This window comes from Pseudoxanthomonas sp. OG2, from assembly GCF_014192765.1.
Taxonomy (GTDB): domain Bacteria; phylum Pseudomonadota; class Gammaproteobacteria; order Xanthomonadales; family Xanthomonadaceae; genus Pseudoxanthomonas_A; species Pseudoxanthomonas_A beigongshangi.
Genome location: NZ_JACHYM010000001.1, coordinates 2,147,866 through 2,159,993 on the forward strand (window position 1 = coordinate 2,147,866; position 12,128 = coordinate 2,159,993).

Below are 12,128 nucleotides of genomic sequence, written 5' to 3' on the forward strand. Positions count from 1 at the left end.
TGCGGCCAATCATGTTCGAGACTGCTTGGAAGGGACGCTCCGACAATTCCTGAAGGGTCGCCGCGCGAGGCGCGATCCGGGATGGCCAGCGACGCATCGTGATGCACTCCGCCGACTTCGCGGGCAGCGGATAAGATGATTGGAACCACGGTCTGTACATAGGGCGCCTCGGGCGCCCGCCGGTACCGTCACCGGCGTTGGCCTGGCCATCAGCCCCGCCCCGGTCGTGGCCGCCTTGCCCCGTGACGGGCTTGTCTGCCGTTCCCGGGACCCCCATTCCCTCCCCAGTCACCTTTTCCGGCCACCCCATGCCCGAACTGCCCGAAGTCGAAACCACCCGCCGGGGTCTGGCTCCGCATCTGGAAGGACGGCGCATCCGCGAGGTGACGCTGCGCCGGCCGGATCTGCGCTGGCCGATTCCGCCGGAGATCGCGCGCGAGCTGCCCGGACAGCGCATCGCCGAGGTGCGGCGGCGGGCCAAGTACCTGTTGATGGATGTGGACGGCGGCAGCGCGTTGCTGCACCTGGGCATGTCCGGCAGCCTGCGGGTGCTGCCGGTGGATACGCCGGTGCGTGCGCACGATCATGTCGACATCGCGGTGGAAGGTCCGCGCGGGCAGCAGCGGGTGTTGCGCTTCAATGACCCGCGACGCTTCGGTTGCCTGCTGTGGCAGCCGGCCGGCGAGATCCATCCCCTCCTGCAGGGGCTGGGGCCGGAACCGCTGTCGGACGCGTTCGACGGCGACTACCTGTTCGAACTCAGCCGTGGCCGCAAGGCGCCGGTGAAGACCTTCCTGATGGACCAGGGCGTGGTGGTCGGGGTGGGCAACATCTACGCGGCCGAGAGCCTGTTCCTGGCCGGCATCTCGCCGCTGCGCGCCGCCGGCAAGGTCTCGCGCGAGCGCTACGTGGCCCTGGCCGACGCGGTCAAGCGGATCCTCGGTTACGCCATCACCCGCGGAGGGACCACCCTGCGCGACTTCATCAGCCCGGACGGGGCGCCCGGCTACTTCGAGCAGGAACTGTCGGCCTACGGGCGCGGCGGCGAGCCCTGCCCGCGCTGCCGGCGGCCGATGAAGGAAGCCAGCATCGGCCAGCGCACGACCGTCTGGTGCGGCCACTGCCAGAAGTGACAGGGACCTTCTCCCGAATGCCTTTATTCACATTTGGGGCTATATTCGCCGCCTGACTTGTGGGGAAAGCACATGGCGGACGCTTCAGACATCACCCTCTGGCTGGATTCGGCCCGCAACGGCGATCGCGCCGCGCTGGATCGGGTGCTGGCCACGCTCTACCAGGAACTGCACACCATGGCCCGCCGCCAGCTGTCGGGCCAGCATGGCTACACCCTGGACGCGACCGCGCTGGTCCACGAGTCCTACCTCAAGCTGATCGGTTCCACCGGAACCGCCAAGTTCGAGGACCGCGCGCACTTCTTCGCCTACGCCGCCTCCTCCATGCGCAGCGTGGTGGTGGATTACGCGCGCAGCCGGCTGGCGCGCAAGCGCGGCGGCGACCTCAAGCGGGTCGCGGACATTCCCGAGGAAGTCGAAGGCAACCTGAAACTCGACGAGGACCTGCTGGCGCTGAACGCCGCGCTGGACCAGCTGGCGCAGGCGGACGAACGCCTGGCCAAGGTGGTGGAACTGCGTTACTTCGCCGGTCTGTCGGAACTGGAAATCGCCGAGCTCCTGCAGCGCTCCGAACGCAGCATCCGCCGCGACTGGCAAAAGGCGCGGATGTTCCTGCTGTCGACGATGCAGGAACCCTGATCACGGCGGTCCATCGTGGACGTCGAACGCTGGAAACAGCTTTCCCCCCTGCTGGATGTCCTGCTGGAACTGGCGCCGGACGCCCGCGCACACCGGATGGACGCGATTCGCGCCGAGGATCCGGAGCTGGCGATCGAGCTGGAGAAACTGCTCGCGCTGGAGGATGAGAGCGAGGGTTTCATGGAAGCCCCGCTGCTGGAAAAGCCCCAGAGCGGGCTGCAGCCCGGCATGCTCATCGGCCCCTACCGGCTGGAGGACCTGCTGGGCGAAGGCGGCATGGGCATGGTCTGGCTGGCCTCGCGCGCCGATGGCCTGTACCAGCGCCGGGTCGCGCTGAAACTGCTGCGCCCGGGCCTGGCCGATCCCAACCTGCGCCTGCGCTTCACCCGCGAACGCGAAATCCTGGCGCGGCTGGAGCACCCCAACATCGCGCGCCTGCTCGACGCCGGGGTGAGCCAGGGCAGCCAGCCCTACCTGGCGCTGGAGTATGTCGAGGGCATCCCGCTGACCGAGTATTGCCAGGTCAACGCGCTGTCCATCGACGATCGCCTGCGCCTGTTCCTGCAGGTCTGCGAGGCGGTCAGCCACGCCCACGCCAACCTGATCGTCCATCGCGATCTCAAGCCTTCCAACATCCTGGTCTCGCCGGACCGCAATGTGCGCCTGCTCGACTTCGGCATCGCCAAGCTGCTGGATGAAAGCGAGCCCGCGCCGGTGAACGCGCGCACCGAGGTCCGCGCCTTCACCCTGCACTACGCCGCGCCCGAGCAGATCCGCGGCGAACCGGTCACCACCATGACCGACGTGTACTCGCTGGGCGTGGTGCTGTACGAACTGCTGGCCGGCACCAAGCCGTACCGGCTGCGCCGGCAGAGCGACGCGGAGTGGGAGGAAGCGATCCTGGCGGTGGAACCGCTCAAGCCCTCGGTGGCCGCGCAGCGCACCACCGGCGGCGGACGCACCGAATGCCCGAACGCGCGCCGCCACGGCCGCCAGCTGTCCGGCGATCTGGACAACATCGCGCTGAAGGCGCTGGCCAAGTCGCCGGAACAACGCTATCCGTCGGTGGAAGCGCTGGCGCTGGACCTGCGCCGGCACATGGACGGGCGACCGGTGCACGCGCGGCCGCAGAGCCTGGGCTATCGCGCGCGCAAGTACATTTCCCGCCATCGCTGGGCGCTGGCCGCCGGCAGCGTGACCGCGCTGATCCTGATCGCCGCGCTCGGCGCCAGCCTGTGGCAGAGCCAGCAGGCGGTGCGCGAGGCCGCGCGCGCGCAGGCGATGCAGAACTTCGTGATCGGCCTGTTCGACAATGCCGGCACCGCGCAGCGCGGCAACACCTACGACGCGCGCGAACTGCTGGTGGCGGGCGAGCGCCGCGGCGAGCGCGAACTCGCCCGGCAGCCGCTGGCGCACGCCGAACTGCTGGGCGTGATCGCGCGCCTGCGCATCGGCCTGGGCGACTACCGCGAGGCGCTGGACCTGCTGGACCGGCAACAGCGCCTGCTGCAAGGCAGCGACGCGCCCGCGCTGACCCTGGAAAGCACCACCCAGCGAGGCCGCGTGCTGGCCCTGCTGGGGCGGCAGCGCGACTGCATCGACGCGATGATCCGGCTGGAAGCGGACATCGGCCGCCTGCAGATCCAGTTGCCGCAGCAGGCCGCCGATTTCCTGTCGCAGGACGGGCGTTGCCGGCGCGCGGTCGCCGACCGCCAGACCGCGCGCCAGTTGTTCCTGCGCTCGCAGCTGATCCGTCGCGGCCTGCGTGATCAGACCGGTGTCGCCGAGAGCCTGTACGACCTGGCCGGACTGGAAAGCGACATGGGCAATGCCGATGGCGCGATCCGCGGTTTCAACGCCGCGCTCGTGCACCTGCGCCAGTACGACGGCCAGCGCCATCCGCTGGCGGTCGACATCGAACGCAGTCTCGCCAGCCTGTACCGGATCCGCGGCGATTCGCAGACCGCGCTGATGCACTACCGGCGCGCACTCGCGCTGGCCCGCGACATCCACGGCGATAGCCACCCGGCGACCCTGGCGGTGCGCCGGCAGATGGGCGCGGTGCAGGTGGATCTGGGCCATTTCACCGAGGCCAACGCGCAGATGCGCCAGCTGCACGAGCAGACGATCAATGCGCTGGGACCGGCCCATCGCGAAACAGGATCCAGCTGGAACTCGCTGGGCATCATCGCCTGGGAACTGGGCGACACCGACGCCGCCATCGCCGACATCGAACGCGCGGTGCGGGTCTGGCGCAGCCCGGACAGCCGCCAGCAACTGCCCGGCGGGCTCTACAACTACGGCATGGTGCTGCACAGCGCCGGCCGCGAGGACGAGGCGCTGGCCGCGTTGCAGGAAGCGCGCGGATTGCGTGCCGAACTGTTTGGCGCCAGCCACGCGCTGGTCGGCGAAACCGATCGCCTGATCGGCGAGGTGCTGGCCTCGCGCGGCGATCTGGCCGCGGCCAGCGAGTACTTCGATCGCGCCGAGAAACTGACCCGCATCGGCTACGGCACCGACCATCCGCGCACGCTGTTCGCCGAGCTGTCGCTGGCCCGCCAGCTGGGCCGCACCGGCCAGGTCAACGAAGCGCTGCGCCGGATGGACGCGCTGGCGGTGCGCAAGGGCGAAGGCAGCGAGATCCCGAAACTGCGCTGGAGCGCGCGCGGCTATGCCGCCGAGCTGCGCTGCGAACGCGATCAACGCGAGCGTGGCCGCCGGGATCTGGATGCGCTGCTGGCCGAGCTGCGCACCGCGCAGCCGGATGGTGGTGTCATTCCGCGGGAGATTGCGCGAATTCGGGCGCGGTGCATTTGAGGTTGGGGATGGATCTTCGCTCCTGTTGAAGGGGAGCGAAGTGGGGTTTTCTTTTTCGCGCCAAGAGCCAATCCCCCGTCGCCTCCGGCGCCCGCCCCCTTTTTCAAAGGGGGCTACCAGGAAGCTTCAGCGCCCGAAAACCCGCTGTTCCTCCCCCTTTGCAAAAGGGGGATTGAGGGGGATTTGCTGTTCGCGCCAAGAGCCAATCCCCCGTCGCCTTCGGCGCCCGCCCCCTTTTTCAAAGGGGGCTACCAGGAGACTTCAACGCCCGGAAACCCACTTTGCTTCCCCCTTTGCAAAAGGGGATTGAGGGGGATTTGCTGTTCGCGCCCAGAGCCAATCCCCCGTCGCCTCCGGCGCCCGCCCCCTTTTTCAAAGGGGGCTAACAAGCAACTCCTACGCCCGGAAACCCGCTGTTCCTCCCCCTTTGCAAAAGGGGGATTGAGGGGGATTTGCTTTTTGGCTTTTCCAGGCCAAAGCCCCCTACAAGGGCAACGGCGCCTGCATCGGCTCAATCCGGCTTTCGCCGCGCGCGATGCGCTTGAACTCGGCGCGGCTGACCGAGACGTAGCGGTCGTTGCCGCCGATTTCCACCTGCGGGCCGTCCTGCACCGCGCGGCCTTCCTCGTCCACGCGCACGGTCATGATCGCCTTCTTGCCGGTGTGGCAGATGGTCTTGATTTCGGCGATCTCGTCGGCCCAGGCCAGCAGGTACTGGCTGCCTTCGAATAGTTCGCCGCGGAAGTCGGTGCGCAGGCCGTAGCACAGCACCGGGATGCGCAGCGCATCCACCACTTCGCTGAGCTGCCACACCTGCGGCTTGGTCAGGAACTGCGCCTCGTCCACCAGCACGCAGTCGAGCTTGCCGTGTTCGGCGAGGTCCGCGCGGATCAGCCTTTCCAGATCGGTGTCGTGGACGAAGGCGGTGCCGCTGGCCTTCAGGCCGATCCGCGAGGCGACCACGCCGGTGCCGGCGCGATCATCCAGGCGGGGGGTCAGGATCAGCACGCGCATGCCCCGCTCCCGGTAGTTGTGGGCGGATTGCAGCAACGTGGTGGTCTTCCCGGCGTTCATCGCCGAGTAGTAGAAGTAGAGCTTGGCCATGCGCGGATTCTACTGCCGCGCATGGCCGGCCCGTCAGGGATTGACGGGCGCGGGCTCCTCGGGCACGTCCGGTTCCGGGGCGTCGATCTGCGGGGTGGTTTCCGGCACGCGCGAGCTGGGGGCCGGCGGGAGTTCATCGACCTGCTCCACCTCGCCCACCGAGACCCGGCCGATGCGCGGTTTCGCCCAGACCTGGTCGGTATAGGCCCAGTACTTCTTGGCGTCCCAGTAGCGTGGGTCGTAGAACTTGCTGCCGTCGATGGTCTGCTCGCCGCCGGGGCCGGGCACGATGATCTGCACGTTGCCGGCGAAGCCGGTGCGGCTGCCGGTGATTTGCATGCGGCCGCGCCGCAGCTGGGTTTCATAGCGCGGCTTGGCGGCGGCGTCGCCGAAGCGGGCATAGATGGCCTGGCCCTCGCTGACGGCGCGCTCGCGCTCGGCCTCGGTCAGGGCGCTCCAGTAGCGCTCGCGCAGGCCGAGGAAACCGGCATAGCCGCGCTCGGCGGCCAGATCCATCCAGGCGTAGGCCAGCACCCTGTCCTGCGGCGCGCCCTGCCCGTTCCACAGCATTTCCGCGACCATGCCCTGCGAGGGCTTGTCGGCATAGAAGCTGGCGCGGCGGAAGAAGCGCATCGCGTCTTCATACTTCTTGGCCTTGAACGCCTCCATGCCCAGCAGGCGGTACTTCATGTCCGGGTGATGGGTCAGGAAGCCGGCCGTGATCATCAACGGATCGGACGTCGGATCCGGCGGCGGCGCGGGCTTCTTGTCCGCCGCCATGGCGGCGGATATCGGCAGCATGGCCAGCAGCCAAAGTCGTTTGCGCATCATCCTGATCATTTCCTGTAAATCCCCGGTGGTCCAAATCCTAGAAGGAATGCCGGCGACTGTCTCTCCCACTGATGGCACGGTCGCGCGGATGGATGGCGGCGCTAATCCCGGATGATCTCCATCCAGGACACCCGCCCGTAGTGCGAACCCATGCCCTGCAGGTTCAGGGACACGCAGCCGGGCGTGCCGGACGCGCCTCCGACACAGGCCAGCGATGGATTGCTCCCCTGCACCAGATCGCCCAGCAGGATGCCCGGGTCGGTCACCATCCCCAGGTCCAGATCGATCGATCCCGTCGGCGTGCCATCGACATTGTCGTTTCCGTCGAAACGGCCATCGCCGTCCACATCGAAGAACGGATTGGAGGTAGCGCCGCCGGAGAAGGCGTCGATCGCATTGAGGTAGCCACGCCCCGCGCCGCCGCAGCCACCGCCTTCCGCGATCATGCTGGACGCCATCAGCGTACGGCCGCCGATCACCTGCTGGGTTTCGCCGATCATGCGCTCGCCTTCGGCATCGGTGCCCGGTGTCTGCAGGTCGACCACCCAACCGCGCTTGCCGGTCATGTCGTTCGCCGACGCCTTGCCGAAGGCGCGCACGGTTTTTCCGCCGATGCTGCCGGTGGCAACGATTCGCCGCGTGCGCAGTTGATTCCGACTGGCCGCAGTACCCCGGTCCTCCACGCCATACCAGCTCTGCACCGACACGTCGGCGGCGTCGTCCGCGCTCAAATAGCTCCCGGTGCCGAAAAACACCCAGGGCCGACGGGTGGCGGGGTGCAGGGCGACGCCGACCCCGCCGGTGATGGGCTGGCGTTGGCCGGCCGCGTTGGTGGCGGTGAAGATTCGGCTGGCCTGCCCGTTGCCCGCGGTACCCGACAGGTCGAACCGCCATACGTTGCCGCGCAGATCGCCGGCATACGCGGTATCGACGCGGCCATCACCGTTGCGGTCCAGCACCGTCAACGCGGAAAGTCCGTTGCCGGTTTCATTGCCCGCCACGATCTTGCCGATCCGCTCGCCGGTCTCCGCGTCGAGCACGTACAGGGCCGCCCGACCGCTGGGGCTGTTGATGCCGTTGGGTACCAGCGCCACCGTCCGGGCCGCCCCTCCCTGCCCGGCGATGCGATGGATCTGCGGGCGCGACAGCACCATCCCCATGTCCTCGTCATCGGTGTACTCCCATCCGGCCGGCGCGCTGGAGGGTTTGGCCAGATTCAACGAAACCGCGTACACGCCGCGTCCGCCACGTCCCAGCGTGCCGACCACGGTGACCTCATCGCCGTCGACGCGTCCGGCCACCAACGGGCCGTCGACGTAGTAGCGATGCCGGTACTTCTCCGCCTCGGCGAGGTACTTCAGCGATTCCATGTCCAGCAGGCCGGGCACGTAGGCGAATATCTCCTTGCCGGTGACGGCGTCGAACGCATGCAGCATGCCGTCGTTGGCGCCGACAAAGATCGCTTCGGCGTTGGCCGTCTTCACATGCAGCGGCGAGCTATGCACGATGTCGCCCAGCACACCGGAACGGACGCGCAGGCCCTTGCCTTCGCGACTGCGATCGCCGCGAATCCAGTCGGCGACCGGCTCGGTGAGCGTGTCCTTCTGCGCCAGGGTCGGAAAAGTCGCCAGTTTCGACAGGCCGCGTCCGGATTGCCCGGCCTCTCCCTGGGTGAATATGTGCCGCTCGGCGGCGGCGGGGATCTGGCTGGCCGCGCGCCAGATCGGCGCGCCGGAAATACCGCTGGCCGTCACCGGATAGGCCTTCAGATCACCTGTCCACCGTTTCGAGGTGAAGTTCGCCACATAGGTGCGGCTTCCCGCCTTCAGCTCGGGTCCGTTGAAACTGATGCTGCTGGCCGAGCTGTTGCCCACTCCCACGTCGTCGAGGATCTCGGTGAATCCTTTCGCCAGATCCTCCGGTTTTTTGGCGCTGAAGAACAGGCCGCGACTGTTGAGGGTTGCGTGGAACAGATCATCCACCCGATGCGTCTCGTCGCCTCCATACGGGTCCATCCAGGACTTCTGCCCGGACCTGAGCAGGGGCAGATCATCGGCGCTGAGGTAACCACGATTGACGATGGAAGCGGCCGACACCACCATGTGCTGCCAGAACGCCGGATTGGTATCGGACGCGGGCACGTTATTGGTCAGGTCGGGACGCAGGTCAGTCTTCCAGTAGTGCATGACCAGATCGGCCAGGGTGTCGGCATGCGTGTCGGCATGGGGAGGACCGGGCTGGTACCGGTAATGCCGGCCGTCGGGCCCGTGGATGTCCTCGCCGGGCGTGCCATCGGTGTTGCCGACCGGCCGGTAGCGCAGCGAGGGGTTTTCCCATAAGCCGTTGCTCGCCACGATCACGTGGTTCTGCCGACAGGTGGCCTGCTGCGAGAGGTTGCCTGGTCCCCACGGCCCATTGGCATCGCTGCGGGAGAAATAGTCACCGGCATTCTGCAGCGCGGTATGTAGCGCCGTCGCCGTCCAGGTGGCCCGCTCGCCGTACATCCGGCTGAACCAGGCACTGCGGTTGGACGACACGCCCGGCTTGTCCCGGAACCGACCGCCATCCGAATTCACCGGGATTGGCAGTTCGATCCCCTTGATGCCGGTGGCGAGGTTCATGTAGCCGACGCGGTAGTGCTCCGGCAACTGGCTGAAGGCCTCGCCCGCGGCGGCCTTGCCGACCTTCAACCGGGTGCGGTGATAGCCGTACCAGTTGGCGTAGTTCTTCCATTCCTCGGCCAGGGAACGCCGGATGGTCCGCCCGTCCTCGGTTGTCCAGGTGAAATCCCATACCCGCTCGCACTCCCCCTGTTCCATCCAGAAATAGGTTGTTTCCTTCCAGATGCCGTTGTCGCCCATTTCGGCCGTCGTGCAGCGCCACGCGGTGTCCGCGTTGACCAGCCGGTAGAGCGTGTACTGGAGCAGGTCGCTGATGTTGTCGCCGTTGTGCTTGAACACGTAGAACGGCTGCCCGAGCCATCCGTACTTGTTCGGCTTGTATATCGGCGGGGGTGCGCCGGAATGCGTCGGATCATGCGGGTCCCAGTCGTACAGCGAACCCCGCGGGCTTTCGGCGATCCTGCCGATGGTCCGGTCGTAGGCGGGCACCGCCAGATCCAGGTGCGTGTAGGTGTTCGCCGGATCCATGTCCGGGTAGCGGCTGCCATCCGGACGTACCCAGGGCCGGTACGTCACCCGCGGATCATAGTGGAGCAGATTGTATTTATAGGAAGCGTCCCTGCTCTCACCCCTCATGTAGTGAAATCCGCCGTTCTTGCCGTTGTAAGTCTTGATCGTGCTCCGGCCGTACCAGGTGTGCTTGTAATCGACAAGCCGTGTCGCCGGCAGCGAGTTGTTCAGGAGCAGCATGATGTTCGGCGCCACCGCCGAGCCGGACACCAGCGGCTCGGCCGGAATCGGGACGTCGTCGATGGCGGCCCGCACCGGCGCGCACAGCAACGTGATCAGGAAGGCAGCGGTTCCCGCGAAAACGCGGGAGCTCCACCGGGAATGCAGACAAGGGGTTCTTGGTTTCATCGCAGCCGGCTACGGTGAGGGAGAAGAAGGCGCGGGGACATGCACCACCGAGCGCAGCACCACCACTGCGCGATCGGGGGCCTCGTAGCGGGCCTCCACCTGGTAGGCCTCGATCAGGCACAGCGGGTCCTTGATGCCGCCGCCGGGACCCAGGACACGCGAGCAGCCATGGGTGGATTCGGCACGTCCGCGATGCACGACCAGATAGCGGACGTTGTCCGGATTGGGTACGGCCAGCGTGTTCTTTTCCAACGGGCTGGCCCTGCGTGCGTTTTTCTTGAACAAGGCGGTGATCTGTTGCTCCGACAGCACGCTCTGCGGTTTTCCGCAGAGGCCGTTGACGCAGTCGCTGCCAGCGGCCGGCGGCGTCGATGACGACCGTGCCAACCTTTCGCCTTCGCGCAAGGCGGCCTCGGTGGCCTGGAAGGCCAGGCCGCGATCGAACAGGTTGGCGGTCATGCGCTCTTCCAGGTTGCCGATGCGCAGGCTGGCCAACGCCAGCAGGGTCATCACCAGCAGCAGCACCAGCACGACCAGCAGGGTGTTGCCCCGCTGGCGCGCGCGTGGGTCGTGGAGACAAGGACGGGATGCGGCGCTCATGGATTGCGGTTCCGCAGGCTGACGACATGCACGATGCGGCGGCCGATTTTTTCGTTGCCGGCGCCGCCGCCCGGCGAGGCTTCCAGTTCCAGCGCGACACGCACCGCGCGCACCGCCTTCCAGTCGCCGACCTGGGTGGCCGGGACGTATTCGGTCTTGCCGGGCAGCAGGTAGCGCAGCGTCAGCGTGCGCACGCCGTCGATGACTTCCGCCCTGTCGTCGCCGACGTGGGATCCCGATGCCGGCGTCACGCGATACAACACCCGGCCGCCCCGCGGGTTGGTGCCCACTTCCCAGCGGATCGCGGCGACCGGGGCCAGGAAGGCCGGGCGGAGCGCGGGATCGAGAGGAAGTTGCTCTTCGTCGCAGTTGCCGGAGATCACTGCATTGCAAGCTGCAGGCGTATAGGAAACGGCACTTCCCTCCACGCCGGATGCGCTCAGCAGGTAACCGGTGTTGCCGTCGCAGGCCAGCAGTTCATCCGCCTGCCTGAACCGGGGCGGGCCGACGTGACTCAATGTGTTGGATATGTGCGTCTCGATGGGCACGGCACCCGCCGTAGCCGAGCGCAGTTCGATGACATCACCCAGTTGCCCGCTCCATCCCCGCAGGCCATCCCCCCAGAGGCCGAAGCCCCATGCGGGCTTGCTGGCTGCACCCGCCCACCGGATCAGCGGCATCTTTTCCGGCGAGGCAGCCGCGGCCGCCGTGCTTGTGTCGACGGGCGTCCGGCACACGGTGCCGTCCGCGGCGCGGAGGTCGCGCGCCATCAGTTCGAATCCGGCACGGGCGTTTTCCTGGATGCGCGACAGCGCCTCGGTGCTGTCGTAGACGGCGCGATTGCTGGTGAACAGGCCGATCGCGGCCAGCACGACCAGCAAGCCGAGCACGACGGCAATCATGAGTTCGATCAGCGACAGGCCCGCCATCGACGCGGGCGGCATCACGATGGTCCGGCGCCGACAGGCCCGCGTGCGCGGGAAGGACGGGAACGCAACGGCGCTCATGGGCGGCTCTTGATGGTGAGGGTGTTGCCCGACTGGCCGCCGGGCAGGCGCGATTCGTCCCACTCCACCGTGATCGCGCATTCGCCGCTCTGGGGGTTGCAGGCCACGGTGCCGCAGGCGCCTTCCCCCAGATCGTTCCGCAGCGTGCTCACCCATTCGCGCAGATCGTTGCCGGCCAGCGTGCCGGCGGCGCCGCCACTGGCGTTGCAGGTCCGCTGCAACTGATAGGCGGCCAGGAACGTCGCGCGTGCGGAGGAGGAAGCCAGCGCTTCCGGGGGCATCGCCGCGCGGATCGCATCGAGCATGCCGTAGCTTTCGATGATGGCCTGGGAGCGCATCGCCGATACCTGGTTGGCCTTCAGCGCCACGCTCTGGGTGGCAGCCACGCCGAGCAGGCCGATGCCGAGCACCAGCACCGCGACCAGCACTTCGAGCAATCCGGCGCCTGTCATCTGGCG

9 protein-coding genes are annotated in these 12,128 nt (G+C 67.5%); 3 read left to right on the plus strand and 6 right to left on the minus strand.

What is annotated here, in order from left to right; translation table 11 throughout:
* The first annotated feature begins 308 nt into the window (after window positions 1–308).
* The 3 genes from mutM (at window position 309) to FHW78_RS09840 (ending at window position 4,589) form a co-directional block, all read left to right on the plus strand.
* On the plus strand, window positions 309–1,133 hold the full coding sequence (gene mutM / locus FHW78_RS09830; protein ID WP_183639707.1) for a bifunctional DNA-formamidopyrimidine glycosylase/DNA-(apurinic or apyrimidinic site) lyase: 825 nt from the start codon (window positions 309–311) through the stop codon (window positions 1,131–1,133).
* Window positions 1,134–1,205: 72 nt separating this feature from the next.
* Window positions 1,206–1,772: an ECF-type sigma factor gene (locus tag FHW78_RS09835; protein WP_183639709.1), complete on the plus strand. Its 567-nt coding sequence runs from the start codon at window positions 1,206–1,208 to the stop codon at window positions 1,770–1,772.
* Window positions 1,773–1,787: 15 nt separating this feature from the next.
* On the plus strand, window positions 1,788–4,589 hold the full coding sequence (locus FHW78_RS09840) for a serine/threonine-protein kinase (protein ID WP_183639711.1): 2,802 nt from the start codon (window positions 1,788–1,790) through the stop codon (window positions 4,587–4,589).
* 483 nt (window positions 4,590–5,072) lie between these two features.
* Here FHW78_RS09840 and FHW78_RS09845 read toward each other — a convergent pair whose 3' ends face one another.
* The 6 genes from FHW78_RS09845 to pilV form a co-directional block, all read right to left on the minus strand.
* Entirely contained in the window at window positions 5,073–5,693 is a 621-nt protein-coding gene (locus FHW78_RS09845) for a thymidine kinase (protein ID WP_183639713.1), read from the minus strand.
* 33 nt (window positions 5,694–5,726) lie between these two features.
* Window positions 5,727–6,521 (minus strand): sel1 repeat family protein, encoded by a 795-nt coding sequence (locus FHW78_RS09850; RefSeq protein ID WP_183639715.1) that lies wholly within the window; start codon window positions 6,519–6,521, stop codon window positions 5,727–5,729.
* 104 nt (window positions 6,522–6,625) lie between these two features.
* Window positions 6,626–9,970: a PilC/PilY family type IV pilus protein gene (locus FHW78_RS20175; protein ID WP_183639717.1), complete on the minus strand. Its 3,345-nt coding sequence runs from the start codon at window positions 9,968–9,970 to the stop codon at window positions 6,626–6,628.
* Between the two features lie 102 nt (window positions 9,971–10,072).
* A complete protein-coding gene (locus FHW78_RS09860) occupies window positions 10,073–10,663 on the minus strand; it encodes a PilX N-terminal domain-containing pilus assembly protein (RefSeq protein ID WP_183639718.1) in 591 nt (196 codons plus the stop codon).
* Entirely contained in the window at window positions 10,660–11,670 is a 1,011-nt protein-coding gene (locus tag FHW78_RS09865; RefSeq protein ID WP_183639720.1) for a hypothetical protein, read from the minus strand. Before FHW78_RS09865 ends, FHW78_RS09860 begins: the two co-directional genes overlap by 4 nt.
* Window positions 11,667–12,122 carry a type IV pilus modification protein PilV gene (gene pilV, locus FHW78_RS09870; protein ID WP_183639722.1) on the minus strand — a complete coding sequence of 152 codons (456 nt, stop codon included), beginning with the start codon at window positions 12,120–12,122 and terminating at the stop codon, window positions 11,667–11,669. Before pilV ends, FHW78_RS09865 begins: the two co-directional genes overlap by 4 nt.
* Window positions 12,123–12,128: the final 6 nt, after the last annotated feature.